A 22,092-nucleotide genomic window follows, 5' to 3' on the forward strand; every position below is an offset into this window, starting at 1 on the left:
TGAGGTCATTAGCGGATCCCTTCCCGTTTCATCTGCGTATTCAAGACTTCGATTTTGACGTCCAAATCGAACGCGTCTTCTTCCATCAGTTTTTGATGCTGCTCCTGAAAGGTCGATTCGATGGTTTCCAGCACGTTGCGGAAATTCTGTTCCAGTGCTTCGGATGAGGTCTGCCGGTGGGTTTCCGCATAACCTTCGCTCACTTGGCGGGCGCCTTCGAGGTAGACGTTCAGAAATTTCCGCGCCCTTCGGAAATTGCGCGGGTCGGCCGCGATATCCGCCAGAATATCATCGGCGATATCGCAGATCCGTTCGATCCGCCGGTTCAATTCGGCATTGCGTATCCGGGCGTTGGCCTGCTCGATACCGCGGATGACGCGCGACGAGTCTTCGAGTGCCTGCCGGATTTCATCCCCGGAATAGCCGTAGGCCGCCGTGATTTTCCGCTTTTCCACGCGCGGGTCGAAGCCGTAACGCAAATACATGCCCAGAAACGCGCCGCTGGCGAACAGCATCCCCGCCGGCAGCGAATGTCCCGCGCCCAACCAGGCGACCATGCCGGTCGCCAGCGCCGCAATCGCTGCGGCGATCGTTTTCAACGGCGGATTGGGCGGGCCGGCGATACGGCTTTTATGGTAAACATATTCCGCCTGCAGTCCTTGGCGCAAACACACGGCAGCCAGCATATACAACGCGAAACCGGCCGCATCGATTAAAACATTCAGCACATGGCCTTTTGCCAACGCGATAAACGTCGCCGGAATCAATGCCATCGGCAGAAAATAGAGCAGCAAGCCGCGCGGAGAATAACGCTGCAGCAGATCCTCGATAAAGCGCCGGGTTTTGCCGGAGGGATTCATCATTTTGCCTGTTGGCCGCGAGAAGGATAATCTTTGAATGCGGCAATCGGAACGGACGGCTCAGCCCTCACCATCGCTTGGCAGGTCGCAAGACCGATCGTTGCCACCAAAATGATAAAGCCGAGCAGGTTGCGTAGTAATCCGGGCATTGTTTTATAACTCCGGTCAGCGGTGAGTGGGTCTCCGGTATTTGCAACGGCCTAACAAGTGAAAAGCACCGTAGCGACCACTGTATGACCAAGCGCTGTGCTCTGAGTTTCGATTTCTGCCGGAAAATCGGTTTTAAATTTTGAGCGCGTTTTCATAGGGGGTGTGGGAATTCATTCGCTTTCAAAGCGCGGAAACGGGCGAATCATTCGCCCTTGCTCCACAGGCCGGACAGCCGAACGAAAACGCTCTAACGCCGGTTCCGGATATTCAAGTCCGGAGCGCACGCCAGCCTGATGCGGGGCGGGCTATCCCGTCCGTGCTGGGGCGCCTTCGCGGGTCCGGCACGTCCGGAAAGGCATCAGGCCATCTGGTGGATGCGCTTCGCTTATCCACCGGCCATTAACTAAACGGCAGACGGGGCCGCAAACCCCGTCCGCTCAGACCGCCGTCCGGTCAATACCCCTTGCCGTAGACAGACATGGACGCATTCTGTTCCGTTGCCGAACCTTTCCATTTATAAGGCAATTTCTTCAGCTCTTTATTAGAGGCGCTGGTTTCCATCAGGCCGGTCGAAGCGCCCGTCTGATCCCGGAAAGCCACTTGCCCTTCCGTTCCGAGCAGTGCAATCCAGTACGGACGGCCCGCGGTTACCGACACGGCGGAAACCGGTATCGCGTTCCAGGCGCCGGCCGTGAGGTGGCTCAATTTGCCCTGGGCCATACGGGTCCCGGGATGCCTCGACCGATCCTTATAGATTGCGGCGCTCAACCTCGTTGCGGTCGAACCGGCGTCGAGATACACCCAGATTTGCGTGAGGATGCCGGATTCGGCGGGTACGGTCCGGAACGCTTTGGCGGTGCCCTGCGAACGGTAATCGACCCAAGGTTGCAGGGTATTGTCTCCCATCACAAATTGCGGAGGATTCGAAGTATCGACCGCAGTATCCCGGTTGGCGACGACTTCGTCCGGCGTCAGGGCCCGGTTATAAATACGCACCTCGTCGATGTAGCCGTGGAAATATTCATTGCCCAGGCTGTTGCCGCCGATCCGGAGCTTTCCTTTGGATTGCCGGATCATCGCGGTCTGCGGGCTCTGGGCAACTTCGACGCCGTTCACGTACAAGCGCTGATTAGCGCCGTCATAGGTCGCGACGAGATGGCTCCATGTGTCTGCTGGCAGGCGGTTGGCGCCGGCGACCCTATGGTAATCGCCGTCGTTGAGATAAGAGGCAGGCAGATCGTCCTCCTCTTCGGCGTAAAGGGCATAGGCTTCACCCCTGGGCGCCTGCTTCAATATGACCGCGTTGTTGCCCTTGGACTGCGACAACGGATACACCCAGGCTTCCAGCGTCAGGCCGTTTGACATATCCAGAGAGGCGTCATGTTTGACGGTGACCCAGTCATTGACGCCATCGAACATCAACGCTTTTCCATGGCGGCCGTCGTCAGTTCGGACGGCACCCTTGATCGTGCCATGGTTGCCGTTGCCCGAAGCGTCCACTACGGTCTTGCCGCTGTCTTCCTCGAAACCAAAAGCGGCCATGAGTCCATCGCCTTCGGCATCGGCGAGAGGCCCGGCGGTCGCTCCGCCAGATGCTCCGCCTTGAGTTCCGCCCGAAGTTTCTCCATCGGATTTTGCATCCGGAGCGGGCGCATCCCCAGGATCCGGCCCGGCTGGCAGTGCCTGAGGAGCGGGCGTTGCAAGCGTGAGTTCATTGGAATAAGCACTTTCGGTGGTTCCGGCCGAATCATAGGCCTTTACCGCAAAAAAATAGCGCGTTCCTGCGTTCAGCCCCGAAACCGAGAGCGAGGTCTTGTTGCCGGCATCGACCGTCGAAGTATAGTTGCCGCTGCCGGTCCCGTAAGCAACCTTATAACCTTCCACAGCGGGAGATTCGCTGGGATCCCAGGCAAGGTTGACGGTGGCGGCGAATAAATTGCCGCTGAATGAAAGCGGTGCGAGTATCCGTAAGAAATGGCGCATAAAAAGTCCGCGCGCGGAAAGTACCGTTATAAAAGAAGTATTCATTGTTATAACTAATGGTGAATGCCCGGCTTATCGTATAAGCCGGGCGTAGATTGATGAATTTTTAGCCAAAGGCGGGCCCAGGGCCTTAAAAAGGCCGCGATAAAACCGTCACGGATAAAATCAATAGGTTATAGGCGAGGTCAAACTTTCGGTTTGATTATCTTGAATATTCGAGTAAAACATTCTCCTCCTAATTGAAAATTAGGTTCGAAGAGTTCCTTTCGGGGTAAACGCGGCCGTTCAATCCGCAGCCCCTCAGGGTCTCGGGAAAATAGCCAATCAGGCTGGAAATCTTGGATTACCGCCTTTAGGATCTGGCCGATATTAACTTCCTAGTAGGGGTGGTAGACCTGCCAGGTCTTGGGCCGGCAAGTGATTTGAAGCCAAATCCCTAGGGGCAGTCTTGCCGTTTTTCAGGCGAATCTGCCTTGCGGAAATTTTGAATTTAGCCGCGGCGGCTTTCAATCCGGCGATTCAGCGATCCTTATAAATAGGAAGAGTTTTTAGATCTTTATAAGATGGGTATATGGTTTAATTTTTTATAATCTATATGGTTTTCCATACAACACAAGGCACCGGCTGCTGGCTTCAAAAGGCTGGGTTGCAAATATTCTCCTGCATTACAACCTGATGCCGAAGATCATAATCTACAATTCTTAACACACGCTTATCTACTATAGATATTTTTCATGAAATAGTAGATTATCTCCCGATAAATAACATCGGCCTGCATATCTACTTTTTTATTACATTCGGGGATGATCCAATACCACATTCCCTTGTTATTCCAGAAAACTCATAGTAACAACGGGCGTTATGCAGTCCGGCCTAAACTTGTATGCTAAGAAGATGAAAAAACAGAATTAAAGCTATACACGGCTTACCTGATCAGTACGTTTGGAGCGGCAACGGCCACCGGGATGTCGGCCATGCTGGATGGCGAAGTGAGCCATGATCGAGTGGCGCGCTTTTTAGCGGAGCGGGAAAACGGGGTATTGATTTTCGGCGCCACAATCCAAGGGAAAGCCTGGACGGAAACGAAGTGATGTGTTGGCATTATGATCCTTGCCAAGGGCGTCCGGTACGGGGAATCAACCTACTCAATGCGCTGTATCACAGCGGCGGCGTATCGATTCCGGCCGCCTTCGAACGGGTTCGCAAGCCCTATCGGTTTTGGGACATTCAGACGCGGCGGGAGAAACGGACCAGCGAAATATTCCGGCAAGGCCGGCGTGCGGTTGGCACAAGAGGGATTCGTCGAGCATGGATTGCATTCCTCGGGCTTGAAAATTTCCCAGGCATAGAATGCCATTGTGACGGCTTGATGAATTCGGGGCGTTTACGAGCCGGCCGTTCCGGCAACCGTCGCCTCTCCGTCTTCCGTGACGGCCCGTTTCCGCCTTCGGGTGCACGGAAGCGTCGGACCGATTACGGGAAGACGGAAAAGCGGAGCCGCAAACTAACGGTTTTCTTCGCGAATGCTTGCCTGTAAAATCCCGTTTTTTTGTCTTCAAGGGAGCAGCAGCCCGATGGGTAGAGCTTATCAAAACCGTAAAGTGTCCATGGCCAAAACCGCCGGGGCCAAGACGAAGCTGTACAGCAAGTACGGCCGCGAAATTTATGTGTGCGCCAAGTCCGGGGGCGGCGACCCTGCCGGAAACCTGGCATTGCGGGGATTGATCGAACGGGCCAAGAAAGACCAGGTGCCTGCCCATGTGATCGAAAAAGCGATCGACAAGGCGAGAGGCGGCGCCGGAGAGGATTTCGCCCCCGCGCGCTACGAAGGCTTTGGCCCCGGCGGCTGCATGGTGATCGTCGACTGCCTGACCGACAACCCCAACCGAACCTTCGGCGACGTGCGCCAGTGCTTCACCAAAACGAAATGCAAGATCGGCACGCCCGGCACGGTCAGCCACATGTTCGACCATGTCGCGATTCTGGCGTTCAAGCACGACGACGAGGATGCGGTGCTCGACGCCTTGCTGTCCGCCGATGTGGATGTGGCCGACATCGAAAACGAGGACGGCAAACTGACCGTCTTCACCCCGCAGGGCGATTACTTCAAGGCCAAGCAAGCCTTGATCGATTTACTGGGCGAGATCGATTTCGAGGTCGACGAAATTCAGTTCGTGCCGAAAGGCGGCACGCCGATCGGCGGCGAGGATGTCGCGACGTTCGAAAAGTTTCTGGATTTGCTGAACGATCTGGATGACGTGCAGAACGTTTATCACGATGCCGAGTATTGATGCTCGGCCTGTCGCGCTTGCCCCTCGTAAGGCAGGGCGGTTGTAAGAAACAGCGAGGTTCCGGCCAGGGTGGCCGGAATCCTGAGCACGCCGATGTGTTCGAACTCTAGGCGTGGGATTGCCTTTATCCGAACCCGATTTCATCGGTTTAATCAGGCCGGCCGCCGGCCCGTGCTGACCGCGAAGCGCTTCCTTTCCGCCGGACTTTTTCCCAGCGCCTTGGCCAGCCAGGGCGGCGCGGCGTCGAACACGTTCCGGAACTCCTTCAGCCGGGTAGGTCGGACGCGCTTTTTGTGCCCGACATTGCCGGGGGGCAAATTGGGTGGCGGCTTCAGGTTGTCGCAATAGTGAAGTAAGGTTGCCACCTAACGTCGGGCAACGATGAAGCTGTTGCCCGACCTACCCGGCTGATGTAAAAAATTGTTATCTGTCTGCGCACTCTAAAAAGCATAAATCGAAGAAAACACGATGGCAGTGAAAAAGGTGGGTTTCACTTGTCTGTTTTCACCGCTTTAAAAAACTCGATCATCGCTTTGTTTCTTCCCGGCCATTCGGGATGCGGGCCGCTGCCTTCGCAATACCAGGTTTGCACACCGTCTTTACAGCCGCTGTAAGCAACGCAACCTTCTGCGCCTTGGATGGGAGCGGTATTGGGTAAAGGTTGGCCGATTTTCATATCTTTGGCTTTTTGTTCACGTTCGTGCCGGTAATAGCTTTCCCAGCGCATGGGCTTGCCGGATAAGGATTTACGATCCTCCAGGTTGTACTTTTTGGTGGCGCATTTATTGCAGTTCGCCCACCATTCGATCGCCTCTTTTCCATAATTCGGGAACAGCTTGTCGCGGCGGCTGTGCATCATCATGACCGGTATGGGCTTCACACAATTGCGGTCTGTCAGATCATCCCCACGAATGCCCACCGCGCTGGGTGCGATGGCGGCGGGTATATGCTTGGTGCCATTGAAAAAGGCGATAGCCATGGTAGTTGTGCCGCCGTCGGAATGCCCGGTCAGAAAAACCCTCTTACTATCGATGCACCATTTTTCTTCAACCGCTTTGGGTATTTGGGCCAGACGCACAGCCTCTTCAGGCGATAACTTGCGGTGGTCCGCATACGCGATGATAAAACCTGCCGCCGTAGCTTCCCGAGTCAAATAGGTAAATTCTTCGGTTTCTTCCCGATCACTGCCGGCCGGCGCATAAACCACCAGTAAAGGATGGGCGACAGTATCTTTATAATTGGTGGGTGTCCTGACTGAAAAGCCAATACCGTCATCCGTTTCTTCCTCGTCGCTAGCACCGGCCGAGCCCGGTTTCGAACCAGGTTGACAGCCCGCCGCAATGAGGCGATCGGTATAGTCTGCTGTCGCAGGGATGACGTCTTCCTTGGCCGCTTTAACAGGCTGTTCATCGGCGGAAAAATAGGTCTTGCTCGCTCCGGTAAAACCCGCCATGAACAGGCCTGCAGCCAACACGAAAGTCATCAGGGGGTCCGGCTGTTTACTGCGAAACCGCAGCCATTCAGGTTTGAACAAACCCACCAACAAAACCACGGGTGCTGAAATAATCAATAATCTAAAAAAGAACAGGAGGAGTGTGCTCATCGACTTCACCTCGTCGGTTGATCGCAGTCAAAGTAAACAATTAATGAAGGAGGCCGATCCGTACCGGCCTGGTCTCAGACAACAGCTTTGGAGAGTCGGCTATGGCTTTATCGATGCCAATCCCTATGGCCAGCCGATTCATGCCGTTGACGACCGCGCACAGGCAAATTGCGTCAAGAAAACGACGTTCGTCCCACCCTGCCTCAAAAATGGCCTTAACATCCGCTTGAGAGATCAGTTGCGGGGTTAATGTCAGTTTTTTTACAAAATGCAGGATTGGCTTTAATTTCGTTTCCACATTCGCCCTGTCGATGTCGGCTTTTAATTGGCCGAAGACGACCGCTTCAACCCCTAATTGCATGGCTGAACGCTGATGCGTCTGATAGCAGAACGCCGACTGATTGAGTCCCGAGATGTAGGTGATCAGAAGTTCACCCATCCCGCCGTCTTGCGGCGAAAAACTCGCCTTGACGTTTTCCAACACCTTGAACAACAGGATGCCGCTTCGGGGATATTGGGCCAATAATTCGGCCAGCGTGGCCATTTCCGGACTTGAAGGCAGGTAAGACATAAGAATCCTTGGAACTATCCACGGTAGTCCGCTTAAAAAACGAAGGTTTCGACTTCCGCAATCAGGAACAAAGGGGCGCCCCCGCTCGAAATTTCGACCGCATGCGCCGCCGTTTCCTGGCCTCCGGGTGAACTCAGGCAGTCTTCCAGAGCCTTCATGGATGGAAAATATACTTCCGCAATCCGGTGATAAGGCGCTTGCTCCCGTCCCGGTGCCGAGGTAATCAAGTTGGCGTCAAAACGAATTTTTCCGGCCAGTTTTTCGACCGCCATCGGCACATGTTCCTCCGCGTAGCGGCGTTCGAACACTGCAACATCGGCAGGTGTGGGATACATCACTATTAATTTTGCCGCGTTCATCGCCTCTCCTTTCATAGCATTTGTTTATGATGGCGGTGATGATAGGCTCGAAAGACAAGGCTTGTAAAATACAAACTGTCTATGAAAGAATAGGTTTTAACTATACTGATCGGAGCGAGGGCTTATGGAACTGCACCAAATCCGTTATTTTTTGGCTGTCTGCGACCATGGCAGTTTTACCCGCGCAGCGCAATTCAGCTATATTTCGCAGCCATCGTTGACTCAGGCCATCAAAAAACTGGAAGATGAATTCGGCGGTGAATTATTCACGCGGGACCGTTCCGGCTGCTTGTTGACGCCACTCGGCCGTATGGTCGAGCCTAATTTACGGAAAATATATAAAGACACATTGGCCACCAAAGCCGAGGCGATCCGCTTTACCCAGTTGAACAGTGTGCCGCTGCGGATAGGCATGATGGAAACCGTCGGCGCACAACGGTTAGGTCCTGTCTTTGCCCATTACCGGCAAGCATTCCCCCATATCGAATTTGAACTGATTATCGGCACGGAGGCCGATTTGCTGAAGCAACTGGAAGCGGATTTGCTGGATTTGGTGATCAGCGCCCCGACTCAACTCTTGGCACCGCCGTATCAATCGACACTGCTCTATACGGAACGCTACGTCGTGGCTTTTCACAGCAGCCACCGTTTTAATCGCCTGTCCCGAATCGACTTGAAAGACATACAGGCGGAACCGTATCTGGATCGGCTCAACTGCGAATTGAGGGAAAAACTCAAGGCAGTCTGCCAAGATCAAGAGATCAACCTCTACGCTTCTTACCGAAGCAACAGCGAAGACTGGATCATCAACCTGATCCGCGCCGACCTTGGCGTCGCCTTGATGCCGGAGTATACATTGCCTTTAAACGCTCAGGATGTGCAATGCCGCTATTTAGCCAATCCTGAAATCAGCCGTCAGATTTATGCCGTCTGCTTGCCGCAAAGCCGCAAAAAAGCCGACATTAAGACTTTGCTTGCAAGCCTATCGAATTTTTAACTGATTTCTTGAACTCGGTCTCCAGTCAAAGTTTGGCGACAGCTTTTCAGAACTCTAATACTCCACCTCCGACAGCCGATAGAGGTCTTTTCTATCGTTACCCCCAACCCGTAACCCGTAAGATACTCTGTTCAAAGTCAACCAATAAATCGATAATTTTCATTATCCGGCAGTCGTGTAGGTCGGGCACGTGCTTTTTGTGCCCGACATTTCCAATGCCTTGAAAGGTGGCAGGGCTTCAGGCCCGAGCAATATTCCGAAGCATGATCGCCACATGGGCGTCGGGCAACGATAAAGCGGTTGCCCGACCTACAGGGCTGTAAATATTACGGACAGGGCAACATGCCCCGTCCGGCGTGGAGGTATCTCACCTTATAGGTTTAATTTTTAAGTTGATTAAATAGTTCATCTATTTTTACTGGTACTTTAGATCTTTTACCAGATTTATAGCATCCACCGTATTTCATACCACTATCACATTCAAACACCCCCCCATAATTCATTTTTCATTATAATACCAACCATTCGTTGATCATCATTCCATTTAATTGAAAGATCAGACTCGTTAATATCTAAAATATCATTAATTATTTGAATGGCGCTAATAACTTTATTACCATCAATATTATCAACTCGATAAAGATAAAAATATCCAGTTTCACCATCATATTCAAATACACCAGCGTAATCACCAGCTTTACAAATAGCACTTAAAAATATTTCTTCCATATCAATCGCCAATATCTAAATGATTTTTTCTATAGTTCCCGCCAAGCCTATGGTCAGTTCTAGTCATAGGCTCAAGCCCTCTGTTCATTGTTCTATCTTTATGGTGCAGTTCCATTGGATGTCCATCTGACCCAATTGGAGCTTTACCTTTTTCCATTCTTTCTAAATCACTCGCACTATAACTTGATGTATTACTTTTTGCCTCGTTTTTCCAAAAAGATTCTCTCTCTTTTTTGAAAGCTGCTCTATCGATTTGGGATGTTGCTTTCGTTCCCTTAGCCAAACCCGTAAGGCGGAACCGGCTTTGCCGGGTTCCGCCGAATGAGGTTTGGAATGCCGAATCGCTTGACATGCCGGCAGGCGATCCGCCAACCCTAGGCCGACAGATAAAATAAAGTCTGGCGCATCGCATCAAAGTTGCAGGACTCGTTCGGCATCGTGGTCGTTCGAATGGCGGAACCCGGCAAAGCCGGTTCCGCCTTACGGGTTCCGCCGAATGAGGTTTGGAATGCCGGGGCGCTTGACATGCCGGCAGGCGATCCGCCAACCCTGGGCCGACAAATAAAATAAAGTCGTGTAGGTCGGGCACGCGCTTTTTGTGCCCGACATTTCCAATGTCTTGAAAGGTGACAGGGTTTCTGGCCCGTGCAATATTCTGAAGTATGATCGCCACATGGATGTCGGGCAACGATAAAGCAGTTGCCCGACCTACAGGGCTCTGCGCAAAAAAGCCGATATCCACAAAATCCCAAACGGTCCCGGTCGGATCGGTAAAGTGTACCGGATTGCCATTCGCATAAGGGCCGTAGGATGTGGTGAGGAACGAACCGCATCGTTCACGATTGATGCGGTTCCTATCGTCACCGCATCCTACGGCCCTAAAGCGGTTGCCCGACCTACAGGACTCATTCGGCATCGTGGTCGTTCCGAATGGCGGAACCCGGCAAAGCCGGTTCCGCCTTAGTGTGCCCGGCATGGGCTAAAACTTGTTATCTGAAAAGAGATAACCGGAAGGAGTAACGACAACCGTAGCGAAACGCAAGGGTGAAGCCGCGAGGCCAGCCTGAAAGAAGCGCGTAGCAAAAGCACGACCGTAGGAACACGAACAAGCAGAGAGGCCGGGTGCGGGCGATGAGTGTGCTAGGGAACACGAAATCCAACCGTTACCGAAAGACGCATCAGGTAGAGCTTGACGGCACGGGCAGAAAGTTTCAGCCCTTACCCGGGGAGATCTCCCGAATGAGAGTTTGGGAGAAGTCAGCAGAAGCCGTAGTAGCGAAGAAGCCTTGGAAACCAGGCAGAGCGAAGGGCCGAAGAACCGAGAGACAGACCCTTTTGAACATCTCCAGGGAACGGCGCGCAGTATTCCGAAACGGGCGAACGTTGCCACGGTGGCAGCTATTCGCGCCGGTGGCCGAGTGAGACGGGTGGATTCCCGTCGGTAGCAAGGGCACGAGGTACGAGTCGAGACTTGGGCGAAGGAGAAAGAGCAGGTGCTGAATGAAAATCTGATGGAAAGTGTCCTGAATCGCTTATGGGTTCCATCAGATTTTGCGACAGGATAAGTCGCTAGGTTCAACCGCCGGATGCGGAAAACCGCATGTCCGGTGGTGTGGGAGGGGTAACGGGCGCAATCTCGTTGAGAGTGTAAAACAATCCGTGTAAACCGCGGTTAAATTTAATTGGGCATGCGGTCTGGAAACATAATCATAAACTGATTAATAGCCGGCTTCCAATCGCGCAATGGCATGGACCATTTTTTAGAGGCATTCTCGATTGCCAAATAAATGACTTTCATAGCCGAATCGTCATTGGGGAACAGTTTCCGTTGATTGATGGCTTTTCTAATCACGCTATTGATCGATTCAATGGCATTGGTGGTGTAAATGATTTTCCGGATCGCGTCAGGGTAATCGAAGAATGCGATCAAATTGGCCCAGTGGTTGCGCCAGGAGCGACTGATGGAGGGGTATTGGCCGTCCCATTGCGCGGCAAAGGCTTCCAATTCCTGTTCTGCTTCAGTCACGGTAACGGACTGGTAGATTTTCCGGAGCCCGGCGGCGACGGTTTTGCGGTCTTTCCAGGACACGAAACGCAAGGAATTGCGCACCATGTGCACGATACAGAGTTGGACTTGTGTGCTTGGGAAAGCGGCGGCGATCGCTTCCGGAAAACCGGTTAAGCCATCGACACAGGCAATGAGCACATCCTTGACGCCGCGGTTTTTCAGTTCGGTCAGGACCGACAGCCAGAATTTGGCGCCTTCATTTTCGGACAGCCACAGACCCAGCAACTCCTTTCTGCCTTCCAGGGTGACGCCTAGCGCCAGGTAAACGGCTTTGTTGATGACTCGCTTGTCCTGCCGGATTTTGACGACAATGCAGTCCAGATAGAGGATAGGATAGAGCGCATCCAAGGGTCGGGATTGCCACTCGATCACTTTGCCCAGTACCGCTTCCGTGACATTAGACACCAGGGTGGGCGAGATATCGGCGCCATAGAGTTCGCGGAAGGTTTCGACGATATCTCGCGTGCTCATGCCCTTGGCATACAAGGTCAGAATCTTATCGTCAAAATGACTCAAGCGGGTTTGATGCTTGGTGACCAGCGGCGGCTCGAAGCTGCCGTTACGATCGCGTGGGGTGTCAATCTCAATGACCCCGTGTCCGCTTTTCAGCTTTTTTGTGCCATAACCGTTGCGACTATTGCCGGAACCATAGCCTTCGGGAGAAGGCTTGGCATACCCTAAATGGGCATCCATTTCGGCATTCAGCGAGGCTTCTACCGTGATTTTCAGTAAATCCTGAGTCAGTGCCGCTAAATCACGCTCTGACTTAACGCCACGGGCCAAATCTTGTAAAGCGGCAACCATCGTGGGGTCTTTAATAATATCGCTCATTTTCTGCTCTCCTTGAGAGAAGTTTACTACACTGAAAATAAGCGGTTACACGGAATTATTTACACCCTCATCTCGTTACCTCCACCCGATCGGGTTGATCTTCCTATTCGTAGTCAAATTTTCAAAAATTTAATGCAGCCAAAATGGGTAATAGATAATATCCAGCTAAATGAATCATCAAAAATATCAATATCATCTAACTCCGGATACCATATATCAAGAAAATATTTTTCAATCTCTTTTAGACTTATCTTGTCTATTTTATCATATCTATACCAGTTCAAATATATAAAACCTGGTACTTTAACTGATTTTAAAATAAGTATCTTAGTTATAGAGAATCCTATGCTTTCTGCATTTTCTCCTTCAATAGTGCAGCCAAGAGAATCTATTTTTTCTACTAAAGACAATGCGTCATAAATCTGATTTCCTAAGATTTTTTTTTTAAATATCTCTTGTATTTTTAATGCATCTTTAGAGCTTAAAGATAAGTAGTTTGGAAAATCAATTTTTTGGTGTTCTCTATTAAAATTTACTATTTTTATATTATCCATGACTAATCCTTAAAGTCTTCTATAGGAATAGCGCCGCTTCTTCCGCCGTTTCCACGTTTACCTGCTGAATAATCCCACCAGTTAAAGTGATATTTCGATTCAGCGTCTCCTTTAGCTGCACCGCTGTGTGGTGGATCTAACCTATATCCTTTTTTAGAATCACCAGCCTGGGGACTTCCAAATTTTCCTGGCTCTCCTTTTGGTTGTTTTCCAACCTCTTGATGTACTTTAGCTAGAGCTTGCTTATGTGCTGACAATGAGGGGGTTGCTATATTCACCCCTTTTGCCCCATCCATCACTTTATCCGCCGCTTGGCCCATCTGCCTAATCGTTCCCAGCGCAGGTACCCCAGGCAGCAATCCAACCCCGTCAAGCCCCAAGTTAATGGCATTGTCTAAGCTCGGCTGTTGGATAAAGTTAAACAGACTCTGCGCAAAAAAGCCGATATCCACAAAATCCCAAACGGTCCCGGTCGGATCGGTAAAGTGTACCGGATTGCCGTTGGCATAGGTATACACATTGACCCCGCCCTCCAGCTTGATCAGGTCCGGCTGCAGGTATCTTCCGGTGCGGGGCGAGAAATAGCGGGTATGGTTGTAATGCAATCCCGACTCGGCATCGTAATACTGGCCGGGGTAACGCAGGTTGAAGACGACCGGGCTGCCGTCATGGTCTGGGTCTTCCTGTGCCGGGGCGTTGCCGTAGGGGGCCAGCGGCCAGGCCCAGACCGGCTGACTCAGATTGGCGTTCGGCAAGGCGGGGCGCAGGTAACGCGGGGTATTGGCAAAGTCGGTTTCGATCGCGTAGGCGGCGGTCAGCGCGCCGGCCGCGTTCTGGTCGATCACCGCCAGCGGGATGTCGCCGAGCCAGACGTAATTGCGGCGGCTGCCGTTGGCCGCGAGCTCATAGAGGAGATGATCCTGGTCGTCGTAGACGGAACGTGTCTCGCTGCCATTCGTAAGCTTGAGCACGCGGCGGCGGTGGCCGTCGTAGACGTAGCGGGTGGTCAGGCCATTGCGCGTGTAGCGGGTCAGGTGGCGGGCGGCGTCGTAGCCGAATTGCACGGCATTGCCGTGGCCGGTCACGTAGCCGGACAGGTCGTAGCGGTACGGTCCGCTGGAGCCGTTCAGGCCGCCTTCGGCCGGGGCGGGCGTTTGCGTTTCCTGGGTCAGGCGGTTGCCGGTGTAGATCAGGTTCGTGTAGGCCCGGAGTGTGCCGTTGGTGTTCAGCGCCTGGATTTGCTCCAGATTGCCGTTAGGGTCGTGGCGCAGCAGAAAGTGTGCCTCGGTGTCCTGGTGTTCGGCCAGATGGTCGAGGTCGTCGTAGGCGAAGAAGGTGTTACCGTAGCGGGCAACACGGCTGCGGGCATCGTAACCGACCGGGAAGCGGTACAAGGTCGAGGCGCCCTGCGTTAACGTGACAGCAGACAGCCGCCCGCCGGCATCGCGTTCGCGGGTATAGGTCAGGCCGTTGCCGAAAGTCAGTCGAGACAAGCGATGGAGCAACGGCTGCCAGCGGATATCGGTGGCCAGGGTCAAGGTCGTCGCGCCGAGCGTAGCGAGGACGTCGGTGGCGCGGCCGTCGGTGCCGTAGCGGTAGGTCACCGCCAGGCCGCCCGGATAGTCGATCCGCGTCGGCTTGCCGGCGGCGTCGGCGCCGGCGGTGTAGGCAGTGGTGAGGGTCAAATCCGGGCGGCCGTTCAAGGCTTGCCGGTAGCCGGTCACATCGCCGCGAGCATTATAGCGGAACGTCTCGTTGACAGTGAGGTTGCCTTCGGCGGCGACATTCAGCCGGCTGCGTCCGGTCAGGCGGCCGCGCGCAGAGGCGGCCGGTTCGCCGGCCAGGGTGGGTACGTCCCAGGTCTGTGTCAGCACGCCGTTATCGCTGTACGCGGCGCGTTGCAGCCGATCCAGCGGATCGTAGGTTTTATCGCTGGCGTAGCCGTCCGGGTCCTCTCGGTAGGTTTCATTACCGGCCAGATCGAAGTCGGCCTGACGGAGGCCGAAGTCGGCCGAATCCTCGCGGTCGTGGCGGTCCAGTTCGGTGTTGCTCAGGCGGGTTTCGACGCCGTTCGGATCGACCACCCGGTTGACCCGGCCGGCCGGGTCGTACCAGAGATCGAACAACGGAATGGAAAGGGCGAGCGAATGGTCGTCCGCCATCGGCGCCCGCGTTTTTTCGTTGACCTGGTCCAGGGCCGTATAGCCGGTCAAGTCGCAGATTTCCAGGCTCAAACAGGTGCGGGTTTCCAGGTTGTTGTCATTATAGACCGACACGGAAGACCAACTGCCGGAGCCGTCGCGTTCCGAGATCAAACGGCCCCGCTCATCGAAACCTTGTTCCCAACGCTGCGCCGCCTGCCCGGTTTGGCTGGCGAGCGTCTGCAGAATCTTGCCGCGGCTGTCGCGTTGATACGCCACCGTATCGGTGCGGCCGTTCGCGCTCAGGCTGACTGTTTTTACCGAGCCGGCCGGCGTGTAGGTGTAGTTCAATTGACTGCCGTCGGGGCGGGTCAGCGTTTGCAGACGGCCGTCCGTGGCGTAGGCGTAGCGGGTCACGTCCTCACCGACCGCGACCGACAACGGCTGGCCCAGGGCATTGTAAGTCGTGACCGTATGCACGCCGGTGATGTCGACCTGATCGGTGACATGGCCGTGCGCATCGACGCCGACCACTTCCCCGACACGCCCCAGGGCGTCGGTGGTTTTCCACAGGTCGCCGTTATTTCGGTAGTCGGTGACGGTGCTGCCGTTTTCCGGACGCGGGCCGGTTTTGACCGTCCGCACGATGACTTGAGTCGTGGGATCGTAGGTATGGCTATACACGGTCTGGTGGCAGGTCGTGGAGCCGGTGCGGCAACTGTCGTAGGCCAGGGTTTCCGTGGCCGGTCGGACGATTTCCTTGATCAAGTGGCCGCGGTCGTTGTAGCGCCAGTCTTTGGCCACCGCGCCGCGCACTTCCGCGGTTTTGAGCGGAAAGCGGCTGTCCCAGGTGCGGGTGGTGGTGCGCGCTTCCGGGGTGCCGGCGGCTTCCACTTCGGTCAGCGGCAGGCCCCGGGGATCGCGGGTGAATGTGGTGACCCGGCCCAGATAATCGGTGCGGCTCAACAGGTCGCCTTTGGCGTTATAGGTAGCGGTTTTAAAATCGCCGTCGCAATCGTCGCACCGCAGGCTGACACCTTTCGGACGGTAAATCGGGCTTCTTATATCGGTAGCATTCGTTTGAGTAAAAGTTCGATTGTAGACCAGTGACCGGTAGTCGGCGGTATCGCTGTCGGCAAACTGTTCGGTCAGCTTTTCCGTTAGAATACTACGCTGTTGGACTCGGTTTTTAGCATTGTGCCCGGCCTGCTCGATGCGCGAATAAGTGGGGAAATTCGTACTGCATGGCCAATTGAAGGTCGTATCCAACAAGGTACGTTCGCCTTCCGATACCGTATGCAAATAGGTATAAGCGTTGCGGATATTCTCGATACCGCCCGCGTCGTAACACGCCCTTAAAGTTAAAGTTCCTTGGGTATAGTGCCTGACTAACGGTATAACCCCCGCCGTCGCCACCGGAAAGGTCACCGTATTCGAGTTGTTACTGAAGTTGTAAGCATAGATTTGACCAGCCGGATCGGTCATCGAAACCAGCCAACCTTGGTTATATTGGAAACGCAAGACGCGCCCGCTCGGCACGTGGGTCACCGTGCTGATCCGGTTGAAGCCGTTTATTGATTGGTAAACCACCCGGTGCTCGATGCCGGACCGGTCGAAGCGGGCTACCAGATTACCGAGGCCGTTGTAGGCTTCGCGGATGCCGGATTGGAAATGGGTATAGACCCAGCGATAACTCGTGCCGTTGATCACGCCGTTCGCCACCAAGGTGTCGCGCACGTCCTTCGAACGCGGCTTCAAGGTTTCCTCGAACATTGTGCACACACCCCATGTACAGACGGTGAGCGTACGGTTGCTTGAAGGACCATCGTAGTTTAGATGATCGATCAAGCAACTCGAATAACTGTGTATCCAACCCCTCATTCCGGCGAGAGAATCGCAGTTTTCCGTCATTAAAAACTGCGGTGAAGTGCGGATGCGGGCAAAGACCAACGGAAACTGGCCTTCGCCGCGGTAGTCGGTTTCTTTCAGCAGCGTCGCGCCGAAAAGCGGTTCCGACCGAAACTCGACCTGCGGCACGCGCGCGCTGTCGTTCTGTTCCCATTGCATCTGGCCGGGCAGTTGCTCATAGGGTAGGCCCGGATCGGCTAACGCCAGGTAGGGAAGGCATAACAGTGAGAGCCAAAGGTAAGCTCGCCAGATCAGTCGCGCTGGGGGAAGGAAATACATGCTCGTCCTCAGGGTGGGAAAATTCGATGGGCTGAACAGGGGGGCAAGCGCCAGGTTGCCGACCCTATCGGCTCAATTTAACGGGAAGACGTTTAAGCGGGAGATTTCCCCCATCCGGCCCGTTAAATAAAGTGACGCGCTTTTGTCGGACGGGTTTTGGGATCGAGGCTTGGTATTGGATAACGGTGGTTTGTCGGCCACGTCGTTAAGTCGTGTAGGTCGGGTACGCGCTTTGGGTGCCCGACATTTCCCATGCCTTGAAAGGTGGCGGGGTTTCAGACCCGAGTCATAGTCCATAGTCCGAAGCGTGATCGCCACCCGGACGTCGGGCAACGATAAAGCGGTTGCCCGACCTGCAGGGCTTGCATAATATGACATTGCTTCAATATGTTACCGTTTTGAAATTAGAAGCTGTTGGGTTAAAAATTCACACGCATTTTGTCAGTGTAACTTGGGCCATGATGATCCGCACCCTGTTTTCCGCAAGGCCATAAGATGCGCTTATAATAAATGGTGAAATACGAATGAGTTTAAAGGCTAACGTAAGATTTCGTACCATTGGACCTCTGTACACGACAAAAACAGCGAACCCCTTGAATAAAAAGGGTTGTAAATAGAAGGCTTGAAAGTCCATCGCCAATCGATTTCACTCTATGCGACCAAGCAGGAGATGAAATGAAATGGAATTGAACGATGGACTGAGAGTGATTCTAAAAGGCCATTTGGGCTGGGGCAAGTGCCGATTGGATTGTTTTGCCGGCATGCTGCTGGCTTTAGTGCGGTTGAAACGCATGAATCTGACGCAACTGGCGTTAGGGTTTACCAGTCAGGCCGACCCGAAATCCCGCTACCGCCGGTTGCAGCGCTTCTTTCAAGAGGTCGTGTTTGATTATGATGCGGTGGCGGACCTGATCATGCAGCTGTTTGATTTTCAGGAGAAGTCATACTATCTGACGCTGGATCGCACGCACTGGAAATGGGGTGAAAAGAATCTCAATATCCTGACTTTGGGCATCGTCTACCAAGGGACGGCGATTCCGGTGTATTGGCGGGTGCTGAACAAACCGGGCAACTCCAGCCAGCGTGAGCGCATTGCCTTGCTGCAGCGATTTATCGATCGGTTTGGGCGACGAGGCATTTTGGGCATTCTGGGCGACCGCGAATTTATTGGCGATCAGTGGTGGCAATGGCTCAGCGATCAGGGCATTCCTTATCTGATCCGGATTAAGGAAAACCAGTTGTTAGACGATGAGCGCCCTGTCCGATCGGTGTTTGCTGACCTGAAAGCGGGCAAAAGCCGCGCGCTGAGAAAAAGGCGCCGCATCGGTCAGCAATGGGTATGGCTCAGCGGCATGAAGCTGGACAGCGGCGAATTGTTGATCCTGGCGGGCAACCAACGTTTTTCACAACCGCTGGAGATCGATAGTTTGCGCTGGGAAATAGAGCCTCTGTTCCAGTGCCTAAAAGGCCGGGGCTTCCATCTGGAAGAAACCCGCCTGACCCATTACTTTCGGATCAAGAAGGTAATGGCGTTAGTGGCCCTGGCCTGTTGTTGGGCACATAAGACAGGGGAATGGAAGCATCGGGTCATCCGGCCTTTGAAAATAAAAAAGCATGGGCGGAAGGAGCAAAGTTTGTTTCGCTATGGCCTGGATTATCTGACCCATAGCCTTCTGCAGGGGCTTCAGGACATTGAAGATAGGTTCAGGTTGTTGGTGCTGTTCTTCTGTTCGCCGGATAGGGTTGGCGTCAGCGAATTGAATCCTAAAATCATGGCGATCAGGCTTTGATGCCGGGGCTTGCGTTATTTTTTGTCGTGTACAGAGCATGGCGATATAAATCCAGGTTTCGTCCGTGCGAGTGAGACGCTCATGACTTTTGCTGAGGCGGTGCGAGTGGTTCAACCAGCCGAAGGTACGCTCGACTACCGACCGGCGCGCGCCGTCCCGGTCTTGTACACTGGCGACGGTCACGACGACGGCCATAAGACAACCCAGGATATCCACTAGAAGATGGCGTTTGCGGCCCTTAACCCCTTTCCCGGCATCGAAGCCACGTATCCCAGGAACGGCAGTGCATTCTTCCACGATACCCATGAATTCGTGGCTCATCACCATCGGGCGCACTTGCGGGATTCCGCCGGAATACATATGCAGATCGGAGCCGCAGATGGCCGTGGCGGTAACTTTTAGAATCATATCCCTGTCGTCGCGAATCGCCGGATCGGGAACGGTATCGTACGAAATATTTTTCGGGCCGTGTATTTGGGCTGCTTTCATAATGGCTACCTCCGACGGGAGAATACTTCGGGCGGGATTCCTGAACGGGCTCCGGGAAATCCCACACGGCCTTATTTGTAAAGATTAACTATCCGTCTTGCGGGAGTCGGTGCGCTCCCGCATATTGTCCTCGAACTGCCGGGGCAAGGTCTGACGGGCGCGTTTCCCCCTCATCAACAGCAAGCCTCTTCAGGCTGCGTTTGACCTTAGCCATTTCAAGAAGTGTTTCCATCGTTCCGCCGCACTCAGGTCGAGGTTGTCGACTCTGCCCCGCCACAGGTAAAGCGGATTGATCAGCCTGAGATAAATCCAAATGACCGGCATCAGGAGCAGCGCCGGGACCACATTCAAGACGATGCGTTTGATCGCATCGATGGACAGCCGCAACGGCTTCACGAAGGCGAACATCCGCTCCCATTTCATTAAGTGTTGATATGCCGCCACGACCGCCACCAGAACCGCGATCACGCCGAGCGGAATTTCGAATTCGAACGCCTGCTTCAGGAGAGGCCAGAGCAATACCAGCAGAAGCAGCATCAGCGCGGTGATCAGGGCCGAGAGCGCAGGAATCAGCATCATCGCTTTCCCGAAGCGCAGCCCGGATACCTTCAACTGTTTGAGAAGATCGGGGCTCGGCGCGTCGATCTTCGGCGCGATGGCCAGAAAGCTCCACGAGGCAAGGGGTTGGGCTTGTGCCGTCCCGAACCCGTTATTGTCCCTGAAGGCATCGAGTTCCGGGGCGCTCATCCGGTAACCGTCCAGCATCAGCGAATAGGCTTCGACTTCGCTGAACGCATCCAGGTCGGTGCGTACGGTGGCCAGGAGCTCCTGTATTTCGGGAGCGATCCCGAATTCCCCGGTTTCAGGCGGAAAGGAGGGAGCGCCGCCTTCGGCGGGCTTGCCGTCCTGATCGATCCAGGGAATCTTGCGAATCCCCAGATCTTTGCGCAAATGCATGAAAGCGGTTTTGTCGCGTCCGAAAGTATCGAACAGGTTATCGAGGGTTTCGCTCCGGAGCCGGTCGGGCGTCACGCAGTTCGAGGCGCGTAGCAGCACCGGAAGCGTATCCGTATCCGGTTCGTCTTCAACGGCCAATTGCAGGGAAGCGTCGCTGACGATGAAGTGGGTGCAGCCGGTCCACAACAACGCCTCGATGCCCTGGTTGTCGTATACCCCGCCGTCGACCAGCTGGATGCGGATGTTATCGTCTTCGTCCCGGTAAAGCCCGCTGACCGCGAGCGGCGGAAACAGGCCCGGAACGCAGGCGGACGCTCCTACGGCATGGCCGAGTTCGAAATTCTGCTGGTGGGGAGCGATGTTCGCGTAAGACGGCGCTCTACGGTAGATGTCGGCGGGGGTAACCGTTTCCGGCAGTTCGACGTCTATATCTCCCAGCGGTTCGCCCATGGTTTGGGCGGTGAATTGCCAATCCTGCCCGTTGTTCAACACTGTCGCGTTGAGGTTCAGGATCGGCACTTTGGCTTTTCGGCGGGCATTTCCGGTCCTGGGATGAAAATCATCCGGCTCGCCCGGAGGATGAATCTTCAGTTCCCGCATCTGCACCGGGTCGGAAACGTCGTTCAGTACGTTCCGGTAGAGATAGGCGTTATAGAGTTCGGAGATGCGGTCGCTGCGGGAATAATTGGCCGCGGCCATCTTGAGGTTGGAGCGGAAATCGGCGAAGGTGCGCAAGCGGATGTTTCGGTCCGTCGCCTTTTTGAAATCGGTTTCAATCCGTTTGACGAGGTCGATATAGTCCTGGTCCTTCACTTCGTCATCCGGTTTGGACTCCAGCAGTTTTTTGGCATGGAGGTAGTACAGCGCGGCAATGATTGACCCGCCGGAAACGGCGGAGATCACTTCCACATCGCGCAACAGGCCCTGCTCGGCCATTTGCGCCAGTACGCCGATGTGGAAGTACGAGGCCCGAAAACCGCCGCCGGAAAGAGCCAACCCGAGTTTTTGTTGTAGTTTGTTTGTTGCCATGAGATTCCGCCCTCCTATCGATTGAAGAAATTGGCTAGCGCCGATTGTTATTCTCTTTGTTTTTGGCTTTCGGATCAATCCATTTAGGATTTGGCTCCGAATAATTTCCCGAAATCGGTAGGCTAAAGATAAGCTGAAATAAACGTTCGCTTTCCCCTCTTTCAAAGGGGGAGATTGTTTTTGACGAAATCCTTAAACACCGGCTGAGGCCCTATCCACAATGGACAACGACCAACCGATCGATCGGGCCCGGCGCCTGCATGCCTTGCTGCATGTCGAACAACATGTGCGGTCCTTTAAAAACAAGGGTCGTAGGATGCGGTGACGATAGGAACCGCATCAATCGCGAACGATGCGGTTCGTTCCTCACCACATCCTACGGCCCTACCGGCGCCGCTTGAACCGCGTTACCGTTACCGGTTGACCGATTGCGACCGGGAGCGGTTTAAGCGCTGCTGCCGGGAGCTCTGGAAGAAATTACGCGGAACGCCGGATTTCGCCGT

At 54.1% G+C, this 22,092-nt stretch carries 15 protein-coding genes and 2 pseudogenes; 4 read left to right on the forward strand and 13 right to left on the reverse strand.

Features of this window, described 5'->3' with window-relative positions; genetic code table 11:
* Positions 1-8: 8 nt before the first annotated feature.
* Together METAL_RS06065 and METAL_RS06070 are read right to left on the reverse strand one after the other, a co-directional pair.
* On the reverse strand, positions 9-863 hold the full coding sequence (locus METAL_RS06065; RefSeq protein WP_245549478.1) for a 5-bromo-4-chloroindolyl phosphate hydrolysis family protein: 855 nt from the start codon (positions 861-863) through the stop codon (positions 9-11).
* Between the two features lie 600 nt (positions 864-1,463).
* Positions 1,464-2,993 carry a LamG domain-containing protein gene (locus METAL_RS06070; RefSeq protein ID WP_005370609.1) on the reverse strand — a complete coding sequence of 510 codons (1,530 nt, stop codon included), beginning with the start codon at positions 2,991-2,993 and terminating at the stop codon, positions 1,464-1,466.
* A 929-nt stretch (positions 2,994-3,922) separates the two neighbouring features.
* Here METAL_RS06070 and METAL_RS22095 point away from each other — a divergent pair.
* Positions 3,923-4,254 (forward strand): annotated as a pseudogene (locus tag METAL_RS22095) (IS701 family transposase); the annotation flags it as partial.
* A gap of 346 nt (positions 4,255-4,600) precedes the next feature.
* On the forward strand, positions 4,601-5,284 hold the full coding sequence (locus tag METAL_RS06075) for a YebC/PmpR family DNA-binding transcriptional regulator (protein ID WP_245549479.1): 684 nt from the start codon (positions 4,601-4,603) through the stop codon (positions 5,282-5,284).
* 152 nt (positions 5,285-5,436) lie between these two features.
* Here METAL_RS06075 and METAL_RS20540 read toward each other — a convergent pair whose 3' ends face one another.
* The 4 genes from METAL_RS20540 to METAL_RS06090 all read right to left on the reverse strand — a co-directional run bounded on the left by METAL_RS20540 (position 5,437) and on the right by METAL_RS06090 (position 7,817).
* Entirely contained in the window at positions 5,437-5,649 is a 213-nt protein-coding gene (locus tag METAL_RS20540; protein WP_213069552.1) for a hypothetical protein, read from the reverse strand.
* Between the two features lie 125 nt (positions 5,650-5,774).
* Positions 5,775-6,887, reverse strand: coding sequence for a CE1 family esterase (locus METAL_RS06080; protein ID WP_005370615.1), 1,113 nt, complete (start codon positions 6,885-6,887; stop codon positions 5,775-5,777).
* Positions 6,888-6,927: 40 nt separating this feature from the next.
* On the reverse strand, positions 6,928-7,431 hold the full coding sequence (locus tag METAL_RS06085) for a carboxymuconolactone decarboxylase family protein (RefSeq protein WP_213069468.1): 504 nt from the start codon (positions 7,429-7,431) through the stop codon (positions 6,928-6,930).
* A gap of 59 nt (positions 7,432-7,490) precedes the next feature.
* On the reverse strand, positions 7,491-7,817 hold the full coding sequence (locus METAL_RS06090; RefSeq protein WP_005370619.1) for an EthD family reductase: 327 nt from the start codon (positions 7,815-7,817) through the stop codon (positions 7,491-7,493).
* A gap of 124 nt (positions 7,818-7,941) precedes the next feature.
* Between METAL_RS06090 and METAL_RS06095 the strand changes: the two genes are divergently transcribed.
* Positions 7,942-8,814 (forward strand): LysR family transcriptional regulator, encoded by an 873-nt coding sequence (locus METAL_RS06095; protein WP_005370621.1) that lies wholly within the window; start codon positions 7,942-7,944, stop codon positions 8,812-8,814.
* A gap of 480 nt (positions 8,815-9,294) precedes the next feature.
* On the opposite strand, the gene METAL_RS20545 is transcribed toward METAL_RS06095, so the two are convergent.
* The 5 genes from METAL_RS20545 to METAL_RS06115 all read right to left on the reverse strand — a co-directional run bounded on the left by METAL_RS20545 (position 9,295) and on the right by METAL_RS06115 (position 17,324).
* On the reverse strand, positions 9,295-9,543 hold the full coding sequence (locus METAL_RS20545) for a DUF2251 domain-containing protein (protein WP_213069469.1): 249 nt from the start codon (positions 9,541-9,543) through the stop codon (positions 9,295-9,297).
* 1 nt (position 9,544) lies between these two features.
* Positions 9,545-9,895, reverse strand: a complete 351-nt coding sequence (locus METAL_RS20550; RefSeq protein ID WP_213069470.1) for an HNH/ENDO VII family nuclease — start codon at positions 9,893-9,895, stop codon at positions 9,545-9,547.
* Positions 9,896-11,221: 1,326 nt separating this feature from the next.
* A complete protein-coding gene (locus tag METAL_RS06105) occupies positions 11,222-12,430 on the reverse strand; it encodes an IS256 family transposase (RefSeq protein ID WP_425357668.1) in 1,209 nt (402 codons plus the stop codon).
* A gap of 125 nt (positions 12,431-12,555) precedes the next feature.
* Complete coding sequence (locus METAL_RS06110; RefSeq protein WP_040578297.1) at positions 12,556-12,996, reverse strand: hypothetical protein; 441 nt, start codon at positions 12,994-12,996, stop codon at positions 12,556-12,558.
* A 2-nt stretch (positions 12,997-12,998) separates the two neighbouring features.
* Entirely contained in the window at positions 12,999-17,324 is a 4,326-nt protein-coding gene (locus tag METAL_RS06115) for an RHS repeat-associated core domain-containing protein (protein ID WP_005370627.1), read from the reverse strand.
* 680 nt (positions 17,325-18,004) lie between these two features.
* On the opposite strand from METAL_RS06115, the gene METAL_RS21470 reads away from it, so the two are divergent.
* Positions 18,005-19,114, forward strand: a complete 1,110-nt coding sequence (locus METAL_RS21470; RefSeq protein WP_005370628.1) for an IS4 family transposase — start codon at positions 18,005-18,007, stop codon at positions 19,112-19,114.
* 33 nt (positions 19,115-19,147) lie between these two features.
* Here the strand turns inward: METAL_RS21470 and METAL_RS21815 are convergent.
* Together METAL_RS21815 and METAL_RS06130 are read right to left on the reverse strand one after the other, a co-directional pair.
* Positions 19,148-19,603 (reverse strand): annotated as a pseudogene (locus METAL_RS21815) (alcohol dehydrogenase catalytic domain-containing protein); the annotation flags it as partial.
* Between the two features lie 189 nt (positions 19,604-19,792).
* Complete coding sequence (locus METAL_RS06130; RefSeq protein ID WP_005370631.1) at positions 19,793-21,589, reverse strand: patatin-like phospholipase family protein; 1,797 nt, start codon at positions 21,587-21,589, stop codon at positions 19,793-19,795.
* Between the last annotated feature and the right edge of the window lie 503 nt (positions 21,590-22,092).

This window comes from Methylomicrobium album BG8, from assembly GCF_000214275.2.
In the GTDB taxonomy this organism is placed as follows: Bacteria; Pseudomonadota; Gammaproteobacteria; order Methylococcales; family Methylomonadaceae; genus Methylomicrobium; species Methylomicrobium agile.